Origin of the sequence: Paenibacillus dauci (genome assembly GCF_000971985.1) — a bacterium.
Classification (GTDB): domain Bacteria; phylum Bacillota; class Bacilli; order Paenibacillales; family Paenibacillaceae; genus Saccharibacillus; species Saccharibacillus dauci.
This window is the reverse complement of sequence record NZ_LAQQ01000005.1, coordinates 403894-423483: the sequence shown is the minus strand read 5'-3', so window position 1 is coordinate 423483 and position 19590 is coordinate 403894. Positions and strand designations below refer to the sequence as shown.

The window sequence follows — 19590 nt, the reverse complement described above, 5'->3', positions numbered from 1 at the left end:
GAGTGATGCGAAAAGTGACCTGTCTGCAGGTCACTTTTTGCTTTAATGGACGGAGGAATTATCATTAAAGTTATTTTTATTGGAGATATTGTTGGCAGTACGGGACGTAAAGCGATTAAAGAGAGTCTTCCACGGTTAAAATCAAAGTATACCCCGGATATCATTATTGCGAATGCGGAGAACTCTGCGTCAGGACGCGGTCTGACCCGCAAGATTGCAAATGAATTATTTGCATTGGGAATTCATGGTATTACGATGGGGAATCATACATGGGATAATAGGGAAATCTTCGAGTTCATCGATGATGAAGCTCGTATGGTTCGCCCGGCTAACTTTCCACCGGATACGCCTGGACGTGGATACACTATCATTAAAGTTGGCAGCAAACAGCTGGCTATTGTGAATCTGCAAGGACGTACATTCCTTCCGGCAATCGATTGCCCTTTCCGCAAGGCTGACGAGATTATGGATGAGTTAAAAGGAAAAACCAATGCGATTCTGGTCGATTTTCACGCGGAAGCTACGTCCGAGAAAATTGCTATGGGCTGGCATCTGGAAGGCAGAGCTTCCATGGTAGTTGGAACCCATACGCATGTGCAGAGTAATGATGATACTATTCTGCCCGGCGGTACCGCCTATCAGACAGACGTAGGTATGGTAGGGTCCTATGAGGGTGTACTCGGTATGGAAAAAGAGGCTGTACTGTACAAGTTCCAGACACAGCTGCCAGCACGATTCCAGGTGTGTGAAGGAAAGTGGCATTTCCATGCGGTGTTCGTCGAAATTGACGATCAGACGGGCCGAGCCAAGCGTATTGAAAAGATCCGTATGTATGAAGATCAGTGGTATATGGATTAACCGCTTGAGTTGTTGAGAACTTTCTTTCTTTTCGGAAACGAAAGTTTGGAAAAGAAGGAATTTGAAGCATATCCTCGAATACTAACTAGACGCAATCTCGATCATTTTTGAAGCTAAGCCATCATTCATTCCTAGGGGAGGTACTTATCATGGAAGTATTAAAAGTGTCAGCAAAATCCAACCCCAACTCAGTCGCAGGAGCCCTGGCAGGAGTGTTGCGTGAACGCGGCGCTGCAGAGCTTCAAGCGATCGGAGCGGGTGCACTGAATCAAGCGATCAAAGCTGTAGCTATTGCCCGAGGATTTGTAGCACCAAGCGGAGTGGATCTGATTTGTATTCCAGCCTTTACCGATATTGTGATTGATGGAGAAGACAGAACAGCCATGAAATTGATTGTAGAGCCTAGATAATCGGAATGATTCATATGACTTCTGGATATGAGCCTTATGAAATGGATTAATATTCAGTATGCTGTAGACCTGGTTGCTTTTCATGAAAGCACCGGGTCTTTTTGCTGAGTTGGTTTTCATTTTCATAGTAAAAGATGTATAATGTATTCGTGTGCATTTTACAAATGCCAATGTACGTGTAATTTGTTACAAAGCACAAATGTAAATCAATATAAGGAGTGAATTGTAAATGAGTAAAATCGTAAATGTTGGTGTATCTGCGCGTCATATTCACCTGTCCCAAGAGCATGTAGAAATTCTGTTCGGTGCTGGTTACCAGCTGACTGAATTCAAACCGCTGTCCCAGCCAGGCCAGTTTGCTTCCAACGAAACTGTTGAAGTAGTAGGTTCCAAAGGTTCTTTCCCTAAAGTGCGTATTCTTGGACCAGCACGTTCGGCAACACAGCTAGAGATTTCCCTGACTGATTCTTTTGCTATTGGTGTTAAAGCACCTGTGCGCGAATCCGGCAATATCGAAGGTACACCAGGCATCCTGATCAAAGGACCAGCTGGTGAAGTTGAAATTCAGGAAGGTGTTATCGTGGCAGCACGTCACATTCATTTCCATACATCCGATGCTGAAAAATGGGGCATCAAAGATCAGCAAAAACTGAGTGTTCGTCTGTCTGGCGAGCGCGGTATGGTACTGGAAAACGTAATTGCACGTGTATCCGATTCTTTTGCCCTGGATATGCATATCGATACAGATGAAGCTAATGCTGCAGGTGCACGCACTGGCGACACTGCCGAAATCCTCGACTAAAATGATTTTAGCTAACTATACATGTAGAATGTGTAGTTGTACTATAGCAATCTCCAAAAGCAGCAGTTCGATTTATGAACTGCTGTTTTTTTACAATTTGGATTAGAAAAGCAAAGTGCTGGTTCTGAATTCTATCAGCTGAAGAAAAATCGCTGATTTATTTCCAGACTAGTAATATAACTCGGCTTTTTGTAAGATGAAATCAAATACGGCTGTTATAATACATATAAATTATCGTTACACCATATAGAAGAGTCAGGAGGTTGGGTAGATGAATTATCGTATCAAAGTTACCTTGCTGCTATCCATTCTGATGAGTTATATACCGGTTCAAGGGCAGGCAGACGCCGCAGCCCCTCTAAATGAGAGTCGATTATTTCAAAAGCTGGATCAGCTGCATAGCGAACAGATGATTATCGTCACCGCGAGCCGTCAAAGCTCTACGGCAGGCAGACTGTATCTATATGAGAAGCAGACCGATGGCTGGCATCATCAAATCGGACCGATCCCGGTCGTATTGGGTCAAAATGGACTTGGTAAAACGAAAGAAGGCGATGGGAAAACTCCTATTGGTACGTATACACTCGGTACGGCTTTTGGCAGCAGCTCTCTACCACCTGACGGGCTGAAGACCGATTACCGGACAGCAGGTGCAGATGACTACTGGATTGATGCATCGAAGTCTCCAGATTATAACAGCTGGGTTGCTTATGAAGGGAATCCTGATGATCGTTGGTCTTCTTTTGAACGATTGAATAATCCACTATACAAACATGCCATGGTGATCAACTATAATACCGATCCGGTCGTACCTGGTAAAGGCAGTGCCATTTTCATGCATATCTGGCGTGCAGCAGATAAACCGACAGAAGGATGTATTGCCATGTCGGAGTCAAACCTGCTGCGGGTGCTTACTGCTATAGATCCCGATAAGTTACCGAAAATCCGTATAGCAGTAGGAAACCAGATCTACTGAGGGCACTCATTGCCAAGCTGCCCCCGGGTTCATTATAGACGGACAACTTGCTCCGATCATACGAATGATTCCTTGCTTTTTATAATGATACGGCCATGCTATAATTACAGTTAGTGCTTTTTTGTTTATGTCTGCAACAATCGATTAACATCCTTGATATTAGTCAGGCTGTGTTGAATGAGCGATAACATTTCATTTAGCATACTGCCTGTACACTCAGGAAATGTTCATGGTGGGGGAGTGACAGCATAGCATGTCAAAGCAAACAAAAGATTATTCCCAATATTTCGACTTCTCGGATGCCAAAGTCATCTCCGAAGATGAACATGGCAAAAAAATCCGCATTCGCGGACGCGAGATTCATATTATTTCCGAGCCCAATCAGCGCGAAGAGAAAAAGCGTGGCAAGCAGGAGACTCAGGTCATGTATGAAAATGCGGTTCCTGAGGAGCTTCGACAAATTGGTCTGGGCAAACACTATCTGGTCTATACATTTGGCTGTCAGATGAACGAGCATGATTCGGAGACCATCAAAGGTATGCTGGAACAAATGGGCTATCAGGCGACCGAGAGTCGTGAAGAAGCGGATATCATTCTGCTGAACACCTGTGCCATTCGCGAAAATGCGGAAGATCGTGTATTTGGCGAACTGGGTCACCTCAAAACCCTTAAGCTGGAGCGTCCGGGCTTGCTGCTGGGGGTATGCGGATGCATGGCGCAGGAAGAAGGTGTAGTCAACCGGATTATGCAAAAGCATAATTTTGTTGATATGATCTTCGGTACCCATAATATTCATCGTCTGCCGCAGCTGGTCCAAGGCGCACTGTTTAGCAAAGAAATGGTCGTTGAAGTATGGTCCAAAGAAGGCGACATCGTCGAGAATCTGCCGAAAAAACGTCAGGGTATGCGCGGCTGGGTAAATATTATGTATGGCTGCGACAAATTTTGTACGTACTGTATTGTTCCATATACCCGGGGCAAAGAGCGCAGCCGTCTGCCGCAGGATGTTATTGCGGAAGTACGCGAGCTGGCCCGTCAGGGATTCAAGGAAATTACACTGCTTGGCCAGAACGTTAATGCCTATGGCAAGGATCTGGAAGGCATGAATTATACGTTTGGCGATCTAATGGAGGATATCTCCAAAATCGATATTCCGCGTGTGAGATTCACTACGTCACACCCGCGCGATTTTGATGATCGTCTGATTGAAGTGCTGGCTCAGGGTGGTAATCTGGTAGAGCATATTCATCTGCCGGTTCAATCAGGCAGTACTGAAGTGCTCAAACGAATGAGCCGCAAATATACGCGTGAGCGTTATCTGGAGCTGGCACACAAAATCTATACCTCTATTCCGAATGCGGTGCTGACAACCGATATTATTGTTGGATTCCCGGGAGAGACCGATGAGCAGTTTGAAGAAACGTTGTCTCTGGTACGTGAAGTAGGCTTTGATTCTGCCTATACATTTATCTATTCTCCTCGTGAAGGCACACCAGCGGCCGGAATGGAAGACAATGTACCGATGGAAGTGAAAAAGGAACGTCTGCAGCGTCTCAACAGCACGATCAAGGAATACAGCCGTATCGGCAGTGAAAAGTTCCTCGGTCAGGTTGTAGAAGTGCTTGTAGAGGGTGCCAGCAAAAATAACGATCAGGTGCTGGCAGGACGTACCCGTACGAACAAGCTTGTTCACTTTGAAGGTTCAGAGGACCTGATTGGCGAATTTGTGCATGTACAGATTACCGATTCCAAATCGTTTTATATTAAAGGCGAGCTAGTCGCCGAGCCTGCAGCTATCGGCTGATCGACAGGCAGGAAAGGAGACTTGAACCGATGGAACACGAACATCATCATGAACAGGATTCAGCGGTCTCAAATATACCGGGTATGGACACCTCCGGGCTCTATATTCGTGAAGATATTATCGCCAAAACCCGTGAATTGTCAGATCTGATTGGCGGAAGTGAAGAGGTAGTTCATTTTCGAAAAGCAGAACAAATGATTCAGTCCCATGAACGGGTGCAGAATCTGATCAAGACGATCAAGAAGAAACAAAAAGAGATTGTAGCTTTTGAATCGCTCCGCAACGAAAAGATGGTTGCCAAGATCGAAGCGGAAATAACTGCTCTGCAGCAGGAGATGGATGATATACCACTGGTATCCGATTTTCAGGAAAGCCAGGTGGAAATTAACGATCTGCTGCAAATGGTAGTCTCCGCGATCTATGATACGGTATCCGAGAAAATCAATGTCGAGAGCGGCAAAGATTCACCTCCTTCGTCATGCGGCGATTAATACACTACCTGAGACGCGGAGCTTATGCCGCGTCTTTTTTATTCGTTCAGCTCAGCCCTACTAGACATTCTGCGCCATTGTATTGATAAAAGGTATATCCATTACACAGAAAGAAGTGACCTGATTATGGAATCCTCCAATTATTCTAGCGGTGCTTTATCCATTCGTCTCAGGCAAGCGGACGAGCCATTGCCGCTTCCTCTTCTTTTGATAGGTAATCGGGCTTATGGATCTGTAGAACGGTATGCCGAGTACTGCCGTTGGTGGCTGGCAGAGTATGAGAACCGGATAATAGGTATATGTGGTATCCTCCAGCGAAGTACAGAAGAGTGGGAGATTGTGAACATGGCGGTCTCTCCGGAGTATTCACATCAAGAAATCGGCGGTCAGCTGCTGATAGAAGTACTGGATGCCCTGAGAGCTGCGGACGCCGGCAAAGTGACAGCAGGTGTTCGCAGTTCCTGTGTAGATATGCTGGCTTTTTATCAAGAACATGGATTCCGGATGGTGGCCGTGGAACAGGATTATTTTGCCGGATTGGATCAGCAGCATGTGGGGAATAAGGTCTGCAGCTGTGATCGAATCATGATGGAGCGTGTGTGGCCGGATGCTGTGAAGCAGCGGAGACCTGTAGTCATGTCTCATTTTCATGCGAGTGTATCGATACGTATTGCCCAGATTCGCGACGCTGGTCCATTGCTGCGCATGAAGAAGCGGCTGGATCAACAGACTACCTATATGCTGCTGGAACCAGGCGAGCGAATGATGAATGAAGCAGAGCAGAGGGATATGATTCGTTATGCTCTTCGAAGCGCTAATTCCAATATTTTTCTGGCAGAACGGGATGGACAGATTATTGGCTATCTGGAAGCGATGGGCGGCAAAGTGTCCCGCAATCGACATAGCGCTTACGTTGTAATAGGCGTACTACAGGAATATGCCAACCGTGGAATTGGAAGACGATTATTCCAGACCATGTTGCAATGGGCACAGGATCGGGAGCTGCACCGTATTGAACTAACCGTACAATCTGCCAACGAGCGTGGCATTCATCTATATCGTTCTCTTGGTTTTCGTATGGAAGGAATTCAAAAAAATGCATTACTGGTAGACGATCAATATGTGGATCTCATTCAGATGGGGCTACTATTGTAGAATATTATTTTATGTAAAACATGTACCAAGACTGCTATGTAGCAGTGAAATCCATTTATATCAGCTTCAATAATGGGGCGTTGATAAAATCACTATGGAACTAACAGGAGGAACGCCCGATGACACAGTGGGATGAAGTATTGAAAGCAAGTGAACAGATGTACTGGGGGCTGCTTGGCTGCCGATTGATCAAAAGTGAATTGGATCATATTACGATAGGACTGACAGCAACGTCACGTCACCTGAACCATATGCATATTGTTCATGGTGGTGTGCTGATGTCCATGATGGATCAGGCGATGGGAATGATGTCAATGGCACTGCAGGATGGACAACCTTGTGTAACTACCAATATGAATACACATTTTGTACAGGCCATGACCGAAGGTGAACTGCTGGCTGAAGCTCGCGTTATTCACCATGCCGGACGCACAGTTACGCTACAGGCTGAAGTGAAGGATGGCAATGGCGTGACTGGTGCTATTTCTACAGCTACTTTTATTGCAACTCGTCAGAAGTAAAATGGATCAGCAAATAAACGTTGACCTGCTTTCTACAATGAGTCATAATGATATTATCAAAAAGATAAAATGAACAGTGGTGATGAAAATGACCGATAACAGCAAGCAGCATATGTACGATGTCAAAAAGTACCGTACGCCCGATGGAGCGCCTGCCGATATTGTTATGTTTACACTGACCAAAAAAGAACGGAAAACATTTACCAAGACGCTTCCACTGCGGGAACTTAAGGTCATGCTAATCCGCCGCCGTTCCTGGCCATTTGCCGGAAAATGGGCATTGCCTGGCGGATTCTCAAGAGATACCGAATCCTTGTTTGAGACCGCCCAGCGCGAACTCAAGGAAGAGACCGGTGTTGATGCAGATGCGCGTCATCTGGAATATCTGGGTGTGTATAGCAAGCCTGGACGAGATCCACGCGGCTGGATTATCTCTCATGCCTTTTTTGCATTAGTGGAAGAAGAAATTCTCGAAAAACGGCAGGCTGCCGACGATGCAGAAGAAGTGGGATTGTTTACCATTGAAGAAGCATTGGAGCAGCTGGAACTGGGTTTTGACCATCGCGATATTATCCAGGATGCCTATCACCGGATTCAGGAGCAGATGCTTAGTACAGTAATAGCCAAGAAGTTTCTGCCACCAGAATTTACGCTGAGCGAATTGTATCAGGTAATCAAAGCAGTCGTGCCTGATTTTGAAGAACCGAACTTTATTCGCAAGATTACTTCGACACGAAGCCGTAAGGGTATTATTGAAGAGGTTCGTGATGAGCAGGGAAATCCGCTCAGCTCCAACCAGTATTCCCAGCGTCCGGCTCAGCTGTACCGGTTCACGGGGCTGATGCCGCGTTTGTCCATTTATTCCTGATCACTCACCGTGCTGTATATAAGCCGGTTGAATCCCAAAGGAGGCCTATCTGATGAAAGCCTTGATTGTAATTGATTACACAAATGATTTTGTGGATGGCAAGCTGCCTGTAGGACAGCCGGGTATTGATATAGAGCCAAAGATCGTAGAGCTGACGGAACAGTTCGTGAGAGAGGGCGAATGGGTAGTCATGGCAGTAGATCTGCATGACGAGAATGATTCATACCATCCCGAATCTTCTCTGTTCCCACCGCACAATATTCGGGGAACAACAGGACGCGATTTGTACGGACGCCTCAAGCAGGTGTATGAGCAGCATCAACAGCAGATCTATTGGATGGACAAAACGCGGTACAGCGCTTTTGCAGGGACGGATCTGGAAATGCAGCTGCGTCAGCGAAAGATTACCGAATTGCATCTGATTGGTGTCTGCACGGATATTTGCGTCCTGCATACGGCAGTGGATGCTTATAACCGCGGTTTTCAGATTACTGTGCATGAAGATGCAGTAGCAAGCTTCAATGCAGCCGGTCATGAATGGGCACTTGGACATTTTAAAGGTACGCTTGGAGCAAATGTGGTTAAAAGTTAATCATGCCGGTTATTGCCCAATATGTGCAAGTATTCACATATTGGGCAATAGGGCAGGTATAACAAAAATGAGGTGAATGAACTGATGAAACAGCTGGGACTTGCTTTACATACGGATAAATATCAGATCAATATGATGTATGCGCACTGGATTAACGGAACTCATACGAAAAAGGCAGTATTTGAAGCCTATTTCCGCAAGCTTCCGTTTGGCAATGGATATGCCGTTTTTGCCGGTCTGGAGCGGATCGTTAACTATATCAATAATCTGACTTTCCATGAAGATGAAATTGCGTTTCTGGCAGAACAGGAAGAAGAGTATGACACCCGTTTCCTGGATGAACTGCGTCAGTTCCGTTTTCACGGCAGCATATCTGCAATGAAAGAAGGAGCCATTGTTTTCGCAGATGAGCCTTTGATTCGGGTGGAAGGAACTATTCTGGAAGCACAGCTTGTTGAGACGGCGTTGCTGAACTTTATGAACTATCAGACGCTGATCGCAACCAAAGCTTCCCGCATCAAGCAGGTGGCCGGAGATGATATTCTGCTGGAATTCGGTACACGGCGAGCGCAGGAGGCTGACGCGGCAATCTGGGGCGCGAGAGCAGCATATATTGCCGGCTTCCATGGTACATCCAATGTATTGGCTGGTGCCAAATTTGGTATTCCTGCCAAAGGAACGCATGCGCACTCCTGGGTACAAAGTTTCGGCAATGAACAGGAAGCTTTTGACCGTTATGCGGCTGCACTGCCGGATGGCGTAACATTGCTGGTGGATACATTTGATACACTGGGCAGTGGAGTACCTCATGCGATCAAAACAGCCAAGGAGCTGGAAGCTCGTGGCAAAAAAATGAGTGCGATACGTCTCGACAGTGGTGACTTATCCTATCTGTCGATCCAGGCGCGTAAAATGCTGGATGATGCCGGACTCTCCTATGTCAAAATTGTCGCTTCTAATGATCTGGATGAGAATACAATTCTGGATCTCAAAGCACAGGGCGCACAAATTGATACCTGGGGTGTAGGGACACAGCTGATTACAGCTTCGGATCAGCCGTCACTTGGCGGCGTATACAAGTTGGTAGAGTGTGATATTGACGGTAAAATGCAGCCGGTGATCAAAATCTCGGCCAATCCCGAGAAAGTAACAACACCAGGCAGCAAAGATGTATACCGGATTATCAGTACAGGCAGCGGCAAGGCTATCGCCGATTACATCTGCTTCCCGGATGAGGATGAGCCGCGTGAAGGCAAACGCCTCAAGCTATTTAACCCACTGCATCCTTATATTCGTAAATATGTATCGGATTATCAAGCGATCCCGATGCTGGAACCGGTATTCGTTGAGGGCAAGCAAGTCTATGAGCTGCCATCTCTGGATGAAATCAGAGACTATCACCGTTCCCAACTGGAACAGTTCTGGCCGGAATATCTGCGCAAGCTGAATCCGGAGATCTATCGTGTAAATATCAGTCCCAAAGCCTGGGAAATGAAACAGAAACTGATTGCCGAGCATCTACCACCGGAAGAAGCCTGAGCAGAAGCAGACAAGTAGGTATCATGCCTATTACTGGATAACTCGGTATGCAAACGGATGATAGTGTAAAAAAAGATCTGGCATATGCATCACTCCGTAGTACATTGTCTATTTCTTGCTGTTACCTTAATCACGTATCCAGATTATTGACAAAACCTGTTTCTCGAAAGAGGAGCAGGTTTTTCTATTTGAAGTATGATGATAATCGTTCACTTGCATCCTCTAATTAAAAGATCTGACTGGGCAGAAAAAGCAGCATTCAATGGCAAAGCTATGTCTGTATAAAGAAATTTTCCCAATTGAAGCTCTATTGAAGTACTGTGCGAAACAAATTGTATTTTGTATTAGAGAGACCTATTTTGGTTAAAGTACTCAAAGAGCGTACGTATGCATCATACTCATATAATCAGCTACTTGCTGCTCGATAAGCATTTCTGCGAATCCCGAATTTCGGTATGTTAACAGATTATATTGCAATAACAGTAGATTCTGTAGCAAGATAATTGACGTCTGGATCAAGCAACTATATTGGTATATGAGAAAGATTATAGGCACAGAGCAGAACATGAGCTACACTGCTTGGTAGATGTAAGTACAACAGAGAGGATGGATCAGGATGGAACAGACATTTCGCGCATATGTATTGGAGAAACAAGGAGAAGAAGTAACAGGCTCGGTTCAGCAGCTGACTGCTGATCAGCTCCCAGAAGGTACCGTTACAGTCAAAGTAGCCTATTCCGATGTTAACTATAAAGATGGACTTGCCAGTCGGGCAGATGGCAAAGTCGTGAATCAATATCCATTTGTACCGGGCATTGATCTGTCGGGAGAAGTCGTGGAGTCTTCGGACAGCACATTTCAACCTGGAGACCAAGTGCTGTGTACCGGCTATAAGCTGGGTGTAAGCCACTATGGCGGTTACAGTGAATATGCCAGAGTCCCTGCAGAGTGGCTGGTTAAGCTTCCAGCAGGCCTAAGTGCAGAAGAAGCGATGATGATCGGTACAGCAGGGTTTACCGCTGCCATGTCTGTGGATGCGCTCGTGCAAGGAGGCGTACAGCCGCAAGATGGTCCTATCCTCGTAACCGGTGCGACCGGTGGAGTAGGGACGATGGCTGTATCCATTCTAAGCCGGTTAGGTTATGAAGTGCATGCTTCCAGTGGCAAGGCCGAGCAGAGCGATTGGCTGCAGAAGCTGGGAGCCAGTCAGGTAATAGCAAGACAGGATACCGAACAGCCTGTCAAAGGAGCGCTTGGTAAAACAGCCTGGGCAGGAATTATTGATCCTACCGGCGGAGCTGCACTTGGTGAACGGCTCAAGATAGTTAAATATCGCGGGGTTGTTGCTGTATCCGGTAATACGGCAGGCGTGAAATTTGAGAGTAGTGTATTTCCATTTATCCTGCGGGGTGTGCAATTAATCGGAATTGATTCGGTATTTTGTCCAGTAGATATTCGTCAGCGTATCTGGAATCATCTGGCAGGAGACTGGAAGCCCGATACGGCACTGCAGCAGGGAGTCACTGTATACGATATGGAAGAGATTCCCCAGGCGCTCGCAACCGTACTGGCAGGTCAGGCAGTAGGCAGACAATTGATTCGTATTCATGATCAACCGGAAGCGTAATACTATTTGTATACAAGGATAGCAGGACTTAATAATATGATTTTACACTGAATATCCATATCGTTAGTGCATTTTGTTTGGACAATGTACAGGTGTTCATAATGATCAATTCGTATCAAAATACCAAAGCTATTGATGTATAACAAAACAGATAGGTGGATGTACAGCTACCCGATCATCGGTATAAACACTAATCATTCCGATGACCGGGTAGTGAATACATGCTTTCCTATCTGTTTTTGTGATTCAATCCTTTATTTGCTTGATAATTCTGATTATATTGCTTGAAATGTGCAATTTACTTTTTGTAAATCTCCCGCATCACATGACCCAGTTCCGGCAAAATGATTCGCTCCATAGCGAGTTTGACCGCACCGCGTGAACCTGGCATGGAGAAGACGGCAGTACGTCCTATAGTTCCGGCAATGGCTCGGCTTAGAATAGCGGCGGAACCGATATCCTCAGCAAAACTCAAATAGCGGAAAATCTCGCCGAATCCCGGCAGCTCTTTGGTTAGCAGGCTTTGTACTGCTTCATAGGTTACATCGCGCGGAGCAATACCAGTACCGCCTGTCAGTAGAATCGCTTCAACCTCTTCACGTTCGGCATGATTATGCAGCAGCTCACGAATCTCCTGATAATCATCCTGGACAATCCGGTAATCCACCACCTGATAGCCGTGTTCTGTCAGCAGATGTTGAAGCAGCTGACCGCCTGTATCCGTCTCGGGAGTACGTGTATCGGAGACGGTAATTACCATACATTTAACAGTATCCGGGGCTTCTGCCCGGTGTTCATCTACAGATCGCATAAGTGGATCAGCTCCTTTATTTGGATCATATAACATTCTCCTATGAAATGGATATATGGATAGATAAGTACGGAAAAACTGGCTGCCAAACAGCTCTTTTATTTTATCATATCCAACCTGTTTACCGCATGGTTGTACAATTGTCGAGAATTTGTATAGGTTTTGCCAATATCCATAAGAGAAGCAATCTTTCAGCTAGCCCATTCTAGATACCAAATAAGCAGATGTATTCAATTGCAGGTTATTTGCTTTATAATATTTATCAGCTGTTTATTTCAAGACTGCATCTTATGATTAATTAGGGCAGCTGATATATAGCAGAACAAGAATAATGTATCCCATGATGACTATAAGTTACCTTGATAAGGATATAACAGAGTATAAGGATAAGCTTATTATCCAATTAATGGAGGTTGACGATGACAACACCTGTATATATTTTATCCGGATTTTTGGGTAGCGGTAAGACGACATTATTGCAGCAAATGCTGCAAACCTGGCGTGATGAAGGCAAGACGCCAGCGGTAATCATGAATGAGATTGGTGATGTGAATCTGGATGGTATGATGCTAGACCAGGATATAGCAATGGCTGAACTGCTGAGCGGATGTATCTGCTGTTCGAACCGGGTGGATCTGGGACTGGAACTGTATAATCTAATGCAGAATGAACAGCCGGATATGATCGTGATCGAAGCTTCCGGTGTTGCGAACCCTATTGAGATTCTCGATGCGGTTACCGAGATTGCTCTCTATAATCCATTAGAGCTGCGCAATCTGATTACAGTAGTGGATACTGCCCATCTATGGCAGCTATACCAAGATCAACAGGGCAAGACGTATCGACTCATGCAGGAACAGATTCGGTCGGCATCCCTGCTTATTCTTAACAAAAGTGATCTGGTTAGTCCCGAGCAGCTGGAGCAGGTACAGCATATTGTACGTGGCTGGAATGTGTATGCTCCTGTTCATGTCGCTGTACGCTGTGAGGTGGATCGTTCGTATTACGGGCAGGAAGGCGCTTCGCTTAGCAGTGAACAGCGTGCAGACACTGTTACTGAACATGATGTACAAAACTGCGCAGTATGCAATTCTTCAGAATCGGCAGATTCAACAGATCATGACACAATAAAAGGGGAAAAGGGGCATATGCATCATTCCCATGAACATGTAATGGTCTATACGCATTATTTCCAGAATCCGATCAATAGTGAAGAATTTGAAAAGATCATCGCGCAGCTGCCAACCGAAGTATATCGTGCCAAAGGGATCCTGACGTTCAGTGATACTTCAAGCCGTTTCTTGTTCCAATATGCCTATCGCCAGATGGATTTTATGAAAACCATACCACAAAAACCCATCCCGGATGTTGCCGTATTTATTGGAGAATACTTTGATAAGCAACAAATACAGGAACAATTGCTGACACTGGAGCGTCAAGCTGCGGAATCCTGATTATACCTTCGTTTCAATTTTGCCTGTCCCGGGGTAATAGTTCAATAACCAAACGCTGAGGCCGGACAACGGCGCCTAAATAAGCTGGCTTACACCACGTTTACCAAAATAGAACTACTCGGGAGGCTATTATTATGTCAACACCACAACAATATCATTCGTATATCGAGGCATGTGTAGAAGCAATGAATGCCTGCAATATTTCCTATATTTCCAACCTCAAGGAATATGATCTGGAGAAGCTGTGTGATTGCATTCGTATCAATCGGGATTGTGCAGAGATCTGCTCCTTTACAGCGCAGGCATTGAGTCAGGGAAGTATCTTCGCTGCCGAAATCGCCGAAGTATGTGCCAAAGCTTGTGAAGCATGCATCGACGAATGTCAGAAGCATCCACAGACACATTGTCAGGAATGTGTGCAGGCATGCCGTCGCTGTGCTCAAATGTGCAGAGAACTGATGGAGATGAAAGTTCCTGTATAAATGAACAGAGCTGTCTACATAGGTGTGTGTGTTTTCTGAGAGACAGCACCTCAATGATACAACTAGAATATTGATTCTTTTTCCTTCTGATTCCAATCGCTTGGTCCTGAGATTTACTGGATGGAGTAGACAGGACAGAAGCTCAATATTTGTATATAATTTGAATATTAAAAGCTGCTATCCCCATAGATAGTAGCTTTTGTATGTAAAAAGCCAAGTAAATACAATCGAAAATGAAGTAGAGAAACAACACGGGAAACAAGCTATTGGAGAGTTGGATAAAATAAAAGTATCTTTTGGCGGGTCATCAACTAATGGTAATCCATCTAAAATTCAAAAATCGATTTCAAAAAAAGAATTGCAAAAAAAGGTTGCTTGTCTGCAGGTTGCCCGATATAATACTGCTAACTTGCATATCATTATGCTGAATAGTTATTTCACCAAATTACATAAAAGTCTATGAACAGGAGAGTAGGTACAGTCTACATTCTTCAAGCGAGCCGGGATGGTGGGAGCCGGTAGAATGCCTTTGCTGAAGCGCACCTGTGAGATGATCCGCCCAAAGCAGCAGTATGCCATAGAGCAAAATGCTGTGCATAGGCGAATCCGGTCCGACACCGTTATCGTATTCGAGTGACAATCCGGGATCTGATGGATAATTATCCGTATGATGCCGATTGTACCAAGAGTGGTACCGCGGGAACAGCAATCGATGCTCTCGTCTCTTAAGCTTTGGCTTGAGGGACGGGAGTTTTTTGATATGTACAAGATTAAAGGGAGTGGACAAAGGATGAGTACAGTAGGATTGTTTATTGAAGAAGCCTCACAAATGTTGCAAAAGGTTACCGATATCGATACAACCGAGCTGACCCGGCTGCTGGAGACACCCCCATCGGTGGCAATGGGAGATTTGGCTTTTCCATGTTTTACCCTGGCCAAATCCTGGCGCCGCGCTCCGCAGCAGATTGCTGACGAATTATGCAGTCGGATCAGTGAACTGCCGGACTATGCACATATCCATGTATCGGCTGCCGGCGCATACATGAATATGCATTGGGATCGTACACAGTGTAGTACAACACTGCTGGAACAGATTAGTAAAGAGCAGCATTATCAGCTTCAGACCGGTAAAGGGCAACGTATTATTATCGATATGTCCTCACCCAATATCGCGAAGCCGTTTGGAGTCGGGCATCTGCGTTCTACGGTGATCGGCGCCGCCCTATATCGCATCTATCATGCTGCCGGATATGAGCCGGTACGTGTCAATCATATTGGCGACTGGGGAACCCAGTTTGGTAAGCAGATTACTGCGCATTTGCGGTGGAGCGATCCGGTACAGATGGAGCAGAATCCGATCGGGGAAGCACTTCGTGTATACATCAAATTCCATGATGAGGCAGCAGAGCATCCGGAGCTGGAGGATGAAGCACGGGACTGGTTCCGCAAGCTTGAGAATGGCGATGCCCAGGCGCTGGAATTATGGCGTTATTTTGTAGATGTGAGTATGGCTTCACTGAATCGGATGTATGAGCGCCTTGGTGTGGAATTTGATGCTGTACTGGGTGAGAGCTTTTATAATGATAAAATGCCTGCAGTCGTGGATCGGTTGCGCGAGCTGAATCTGCTGGAAGAAAGTGATGGAGCCTTGGTAGTTCGTCTGGATGAGCAGGATATGCCTCCCTGCCTGATTATCAAATCCGATGGTACAACTATCTACCCGACTCGTGATCTGGCGACAGCTATTTACCGCAAGGAAGTGATGGAGGGCGATCGTCTCGTCTATGTCGTCGGTGGAGAGCAGACGCTGCATTTTCGTCAGGTGTTTGCTGTACTGCGCAAAATGGGCTTTGATTGGGCAGAAGATTGCATACATGTGCCATTTGGTCTGATGAAAGTAAATGGCAAAAAAATGTCTACACGCAAAGGGAAAGTTGTATTTCTGGAAGAAGTGCTGGATGAGGCAGTGCAGCAGGCAGCACGTATTATCGAGGAGAAAAATCCTGATTTGCCGAATAAGGAAGAAGTTGCCCGGCAGGTCGGCGTAGGTGCTATCATTTTTAATGATCTCAAAAACAATCGTCAAAATGAAATTGATTTCTCGCTGGAAGAAGCCGTGAGCTTCGAAGGAGAGACCGGACCTTATGTACAGTATGCCTATGCCCGGATTCAAAGTATTCTGCGACGTGCTGCGCAAAATGCGCCGACTACCGAACTGACGGCAGATGCAGTCACAGATCCGTCACTGGATCAGGTCGACTCCGAAGCTGTCGTGGAAGAACCATCCGGTTGGACGGATAGTGCCTGGGAGCTGCTCTGTCATCTTGCCAGTTATGACAGTGAACTGGAACGGGCAGTTCGTCTGCATGAGCCATCGATCATGGCCAGATATGCACTTCAGACTGCGAGATTGTTCAATCAATTTTATAGTCATAATCGTATTCTGGATGGTTCGCCTGCCTGGCGTGAACAGCGTCTGGAACTTAGCCGCCGGACAGGAGAGTATCTGGCTCGATTAATGGAATTGCTCGGTATGAAAGCTCCACAGCAAATGTAAGACTTGAAGAGATACGCAACCATTTGGTCCTGCCCTGCGTCTGTGATAGTGAAGGTTCGCCGGCAAATAGGTTTTCCCGGTATATCAAAGACTAACCTGATTATCTATATGATGGAGGGATTACAATGTGGAATTCGAAAAAGAAAGCAGCAGCATTGCTGGCATTATCCTGTGCACTTGCAGGCAGTGGAGTAGCTGCAGCAGCATTCTCTGATGTGCAAGGTTCCAATAACCAGTCGATCGTCAGTTCTTTGCAGGAAAAAGGAATTATTAATGGGGTGACAGCTACCCAGTTCAAGCCCAATCAGCAGTTGACCCAGCCACAGGCGATTCAGATGCTGGTGAATGCATTTGATATGAAAGGTCCCGAGACTGCTTCCGGACAAGTATGGTATACACAAGCCGTAGCAGCTGCTCGTGCCAATGGTCTATCTATTCCGGCCAATCTCAAAGCTTCCGAGCCTGTAACCCGTGAACAGTTCGCGATCTGGCTGCATCAGGCAATTGATAAGACCGGACAGTATCCAGCCACTATGATGATGGTTGTTTTCCAAGACCAGAAAAGCATTAGTAAAGAAGCTTCCAATGCGATTCAGAATCTGGTGAATATGAATGTGATACCACGCAGTTCTGTAGGGCAGGAATTCAAGCCCAAAGCAGCTATTACACGCATGGATGCCGCTACCTGGGTATACAGTGCAGTTGAAATGGTAGAGCGTCATAAGCAATTACAATCGGGTGACGATACTAGCACTTCACCACAACCATCGGAAGGTGAACAAATGGGGACTACTCCTGAAATGGGCATCAGCAGCACAGCAGATGGCAAACAAAAAGTTACGCTGCATGTCGAACTGCCAAATCCCGGTTACAATCTGAAGATTGATAATGTTAAACTGACTGACGACAAGCGGGCAATCATCAGCTATTCCCTGCAACAGCCAGAGCCGGGGATGATGTATCCACAGGTGATTACCGAAGGAACCGCTGCAACTATTATTCCAGCAGGTTATACACCTGAACTGGCCAAATAAGAAGCAGTCGATAAAGAAATAGAGATAATCCAATATGGTGAGCATCACAAAAAAACCTTGAAGAGCCATTATGCTCCTCAAGGTTTTTTGTGATGCTCATATTACGAATAGAACGTATAATTCATTGATTCTCTTTTTTTTAATCTATTAGCCTGGTCATAACAAACATAGCAAAAATGATACAGAAGTAAAATCAATAACAAAGATACGTCGAACGAATACTACTTTTTCACATCTACTTCTACAGTAGGTTCGGTAACTTTGTCGGTCTCATAGAGATTGGAACTTACTTTGAGCCAGTCGAATAGATGGGTAACCAGCACTTTGAGTACAGCATAGCCAGGTACAGCCAGCAGGATACCAATCACACCAAACAGATTACCTGATGTCAAAATAACGAAAATGATCGTAATCGGATGAATTTTGAGTGATTTACCCATAATCTGCGGAGAAATCAGTTTGCCTTCAATCAATTGCACGATCGTCCAGACTGCGACCATTTTGAGCAGCATGATAGGCGAAGTGACCAGCGCTACAATCAATGCGGGTGTAATGGCGATAGCTGGACCAAGATAAGGCACAATACTCGTAAAGGAAGCGATAACCGCCAGAATCAATGCGTAATCCATGCCGATAATATTGTAGCCAATATACAGCAGAATACCGATACAGAAGCTGACGATAATCTGTCCACGAATATAAGAGCTTATCTGATGATTCATTTCGGACATGACTTTAGATGTCTGATCACGTAGTCCTATAGGAATGAACTTCAGAATATACCGAGGCAGGTTATGGCCGTCCTTGAGCAGATAAAACAGAATAAATGGCACGGTCACGATCGAGACGATAACTTCTGTCAATGTTCCGAGGAAACCGCCAATCCCCGAGAATGTATGGATAAATCCGCTCACGCCGCTCCCGGCAATAGCTGCCCAGCGTTCTGACAGGGACTGAGCCAGTTCATTTGGATTAATGTTGGTAGATTGTTGCAGCTGTTGGAACACATCGCCGCCTAGCCAGTACTGAATCTGATATACAGTCTTGTCGTACAACGTTGGAATACTGATAATGAGTTCTTGTATTTGCTTCTGAATCACAGGAATTACAAGACTAACAATCAGCACCAGAATGCCGATAATAAGAATGTATAGCATAATAATGGAATAAATGCGTTTTATTTTGTATTTTTCCAGCAAATTCACGATGGGATTAAGCAAATAAAATAGAATGCCGCTGAGAATAATAGGCAAAATGACAGTCTTTACAAGTACAATAAGCGGCGTAAACACATACGGGATTTTGGATAATACAAAAATATTCAGTGAAATGAGCAGTAGTACGAATAAAAAGATAACAAAGCGATTGTTCAGAAAAAATAATTTGAATCGCTCGCTCCAGATTCTGGTGCGTTCCATGTGCAATTTCATCTCCTTTAACTTGAGTTGCTATTTAAATAATCTGGATTGGTATAGTACTTAGCATAGCTTCCGCAGAGGAAGAGAGCAAGCAGGCAACTTCGTAAAACATTAGATTAGGATATATACGAACAAAAGGAAAAGCAGCTTCACTATGAAAATAGTTCTTTAGGCCTTGATTTGAGTATGAG

18 protein-coding genes and 1 other annotated feature are annotated in these 19590 nt (G+C 45.3%); of the genes, 16 read left to right on the top strand and 2 right to left on the bottom strand.

What is annotated here, in order from left to right; translation table 11 throughout:
* Nucleotides 1-45: 45 nt before the first annotated feature.
* The 12 genes from WH46_RS19605 to WH46_RS19550 all read left to right on the top strand — a co-directional run bounded on the left by WH46_RS19605 (nucleotide 46) and on the right by WH46_RS19550 (nucleotide 11643).
* Nucleotides 46-858, top strand: coding sequence for a TIGR00282 family metallophosphoesterase (locus WH46_RS19605; RefSeq protein ID WP_046228015.1), 813 nt, complete (start codon nucleotides 46-48; stop codon nucleotides 856-858).
* Nucleotides 859-1007: 149 nt separating this feature from the next.
* Complete coding sequence (locus WH46_RS19600; protein WP_017813748.1) at nucleotides 1008-1268, top strand: stage V sporulation protein S; 261 nt, start codon at nucleotides 1008-1010, stop codon at nucleotides 1266-1268.
* A gap of 229 nt (nucleotides 1269-1497) precedes the next feature.
* Nucleotides 1498-2070: a phosphate propanoyltransferase gene (gene pduL / locus WH46_RS19595; protein ID WP_017813749.1), complete on the top strand. Its 573-nt coding sequence runs from the start codon at nucleotides 1498-1500 to the stop codon at nucleotides 2068-2070.
* Nucleotides 2071-2341: 271 nt separating this feature from the next.
* Nucleotides 2342-3046, top strand: a complete 705-nt coding sequence (locus tag WH46_RS19590; protein WP_231584384.1) for a L,D-transpeptidase family protein — start codon at nucleotides 2342-2344, stop codon at nucleotides 3044-3046.
* A gap of 253 nt (nucleotides 3047-3299) precedes the next feature.
* The gene (gene miaB, locus WH46_RS19585) at nucleotides 3300-4850 is read left to right on the top strand and encodes a tRNA (N6-isopentenyl adenosine(37)-C2)-methylthiotransferase MiaB (protein WP_046228014.1); all 1551 of its coding nucleotides are present in this window, start codon (nucleotides 3300-3302) and stop codon (nucleotides 4848-4850) included.
* Between the two features lie 83 nt (nucleotides 4851-4933).
* Nucleotides 4934-5341, top strand: a complete 408-nt coding sequence (locus WH46_RS19580; protein WP_152425954.1) for a YlbF/YmcA family competence regulator — start codon at nucleotides 4934-4936, stop codon at nucleotides 5339-5341.
* A gap of 126 nt (nucleotides 5342-5467) precedes the next feature.
* Entirely contained in the window at nucleotides 5468-6496 is a 1029-nt protein-coding gene (locus WH46_RS23925) for a GNAT family N-acetyltransferase (RefSeq protein ID WP_197088295.1), read from the top strand.
* 119 nt (nucleotides 6497-6615) lie between these two features.
* A complete protein-coding gene (locus tag WH46_RS19570) occupies nucleotides 6616-7017 on the top strand; it encodes a PaaI family thioesterase (protein ID WP_046228013.1) in 402 nt (133 codons plus the stop codon).
* Between the two features lie 88 nt (nucleotides 7018-7105).
* Nucleotides 7106-7885, top strand: a complete 780-nt coding sequence (locus tag WH46_RS19565; protein WP_017814948.1) for an NUDIX domain-containing protein — start codon at nucleotides 7106-7108, stop codon at nucleotides 7883-7885.
* A gap of 52 nt (nucleotides 7886-7937) precedes the next feature.
* Nucleotides 7938-8477, top strand: a complete 540-nt coding sequence (locus tag WH46_RS19560; RefSeq protein ID WP_017814949.1) for a cysteine hydrolase family protein — start codon at nucleotides 7938-7940, stop codon at nucleotides 8475-8477.
* 84 nt (nucleotides 8478-8561) lie between these two features.
* Nucleotides 8562-10016 (top strand): nicotinate phosphoribosyltransferase, encoded by a 1455-nt coding sequence (locus tag WH46_RS19555; protein WP_046228012.1) that lies wholly within the window; start codon nucleotides 8562-8564, stop codon nucleotides 10014-10016.
* Nucleotides 10017-10632: 616 nt separating this feature from the next.
* Complete coding sequence (locus WH46_RS19550; RefSeq protein ID WP_046228011.1) at nucleotides 10633-11643, top strand: acrylyl-CoA reductase family protein; 1011 nt, start codon at nucleotides 10633-10635, stop codon at nucleotides 11641-11643.
* Between the two features lie 298 nt (nucleotides 11644-11941).
* Here the strand turns inward: WH46_RS19550 and WH46_RS19545 are convergent, their stop codons facing one another.
* Nucleotides 11942-12454 carry a MogA/MoaB family molybdenum cofactor biosynthesis protein gene (locus WH46_RS19545; RefSeq protein ID WP_017814952.1) on the bottom strand — a complete coding sequence of 171 codons (513 nt, stop codon included), beginning with the start codon at nucleotides 12452-12454 and terminating at the stop codon, nucleotides 11942-11944.
* A gap of 419 nt (nucleotides 12455-12873) precedes the next feature.
* Between WH46_RS19545 and WH46_RS19540 the strand changes: the two genes are divergently transcribed.
* The 4 genes from WH46_RS19540 to WH46_RS19525 all read left to right on the top strand — a co-directional run bounded on the left by WH46_RS19540 (nucleotide 12874) and on the right by WH46_RS19525 (nucleotide 17981).
* Nucleotides 12874-13908 carry a CobW family GTP-binding protein gene (locus tag WH46_RS19540; protein WP_046228010.1) on the top strand — a complete coding sequence of 345 codons (1035 nt, stop codon included), beginning with the start codon at nucleotides 12874-12876 and terminating at the stop codon, nucleotides 13906-13908.
* 134 nt (nucleotides 13909-14042) lie between these two features.
* Nucleotides 14043-14390 carry a four-helix bundle copper-binding protein gene (locus tag WH46_RS19535; RefSeq protein WP_046228009.1) on the top strand — a complete coding sequence of 116 codons (348 nt, stop codon included), beginning with the start codon at nucleotides 14043-14045 and terminating at the stop codon, nucleotides 14388-14390.
* Between the two features lie 450 nt (nucleotides 14391-14840).
* Nucleotides 14841-15119, top strand: a binding site (T-box leader).
* A gap of 61 nt (nucleotides 15120-15180) precedes the next feature.
* Nucleotides 15181-16947, top strand: coding sequence for an arginine--tRNA ligase (argS, locus tag WH46_RS19530; protein WP_082208464.1), 1767 nt, complete (start codon nucleotides 15181-15183; stop codon nucleotides 16945-16947).
* A 125-nt stretch (nucleotides 16948-17072) separates the two neighbouring features.
* Nucleotides 17073-17981: an S-layer homology domain-containing protein gene (locus tag WH46_RS19525; RefSeq protein ID WP_046228008.1), complete on the top strand. Its 909-nt coding sequence runs from the start codon at nucleotides 17073-17075 to the stop codon at nucleotides 17979-17981.
* A gap of 221 nt (nucleotides 17982-18202) precedes the next feature.
* Here the strand turns inward: WH46_RS19525 and WH46_RS19520 are convergent, their stop codons facing one another.
* Nucleotides 18203-19399, bottom strand: a complete 1197-nt coding sequence (locus WH46_RS19520) for an AI-2E family transporter (protein WP_046228007.1) — start codon at nucleotides 19397-19399, stop codon at nucleotides 18203-18205.
* Nucleotides 19400-19590 lie beyond the last annotated feature (191 nt).

Coding starts and splice junctions, on each gene's coding strand:
- WH46_RS19605 (WP_046228015.1), top strand. CDS start 46: ATGGACGGAGGAATTATCATTAAAGTTATTTTTATTGGAGATATTGTT.
- WH46_RS19600 (WP_017813748.1), top strand. CDS start 1,008: ATGGAAGTATTAAAAGTGTCAGCAAAATCCAACCCCAACTCAGTCGCA.
- pduL (WP_017813749.1), top strand. CDS start 1,498: ATGAGTAAAATCGTAAATGTTGGTGTATCTGCGCGTCATATTCACCTG.
- WH46_RS19590 (WP_231584384.1), top strand. CDS start 2,342: ATGAATTATCGTATCAAAGTTACCTTGCTGCTATCCATTCTGATGAGT.
- miaB (WP_046228014.1), top strand. CDS start 3,300: ATGTCAAAGCAAACAAAAGATTATTCCCAATATTTCGACTTCTCGGAT.
- WH46_RS19580 (WP_152425954.1), top strand. CDS start 4,934: ATGGACACCTCCGGGCTCTATATTCGTGAAGATATTATCGCCAAAACC.
- WH46_RS23925 (WP_197088295.1), top strand. CDS start 5,468: ATGGAATCCTCCAATTATTCTAGCGGTGCTTTATCCATTCGTCTCAGG.
- WH46_RS19570 (WP_046228013.1), top strand. CDS start 6,616: ATGACACAGTGGGATGAAGTATTGAAAGCAAGTGAACAGATGTACTGG.
- WH46_RS19565 (WP_017814948.1), top strand. CDS start 7,106: ATGACCGATAACAGCAAGCAGCATATGTACGATGTCAAAAAGTACCGT.
- WH46_RS19560 (WP_017814949.1), top strand. CDS start 7,938: ATGAAAGCCTTGATTGTAATTGATTACACAAATGATTTTGTGGATGGC.
- WH46_RS19555 (WP_046228012.1), top strand. CDS start 8,562: ATGAAACAGCTGGGACTTGCTTTACATACGGATAAATATCAGATCAAT.
- WH46_RS19550 (WP_046228011.1), top strand. CDS start 10,633: ATGGAACAGACATTTCGCGCATATGTATTGGAGAAACAAGGAGAAGAA.
- WH46_RS19545 (WP_017814952.1), bottom strand. CDS start 12,454: ATGCGATCTGTAGATGAACACCGGGCAGAAGCCCCGGATACTGTTAAA.
- WH46_RS19540 (WP_046228010.1), top strand. CDS start 12,874: ATGACAACACCTGTATATATTTTATCCGGATTTTTGGGTAGCGGTAAG.
- WH46_RS19535 (WP_046228009.1), top strand. CDS start 14,043: ATGTCAACACCACAACAATATCATTCGTATATCGAGGCATGTGTAGAA.
- argS (WP_082208464.1), top strand. CDS start 15,181: ATGAGTACAGTAGGATTGTTTATTGAAGAAGCCTCACAAATGTTGCAA.
- WH46_RS19525 (WP_046228008.1), top strand. CDS start 17,073: ATGTGGAATTCGAAAAAGAAAGCAGCAGCATTGCTGGCATTATCCTGT.
- WH46_RS19520 (WP_046228007.1), bottom strand. CDS start 19,399: ATGGAACGCACCAGAATCTGGAGCGAGCGATTCAAATTATTTTTTCTG.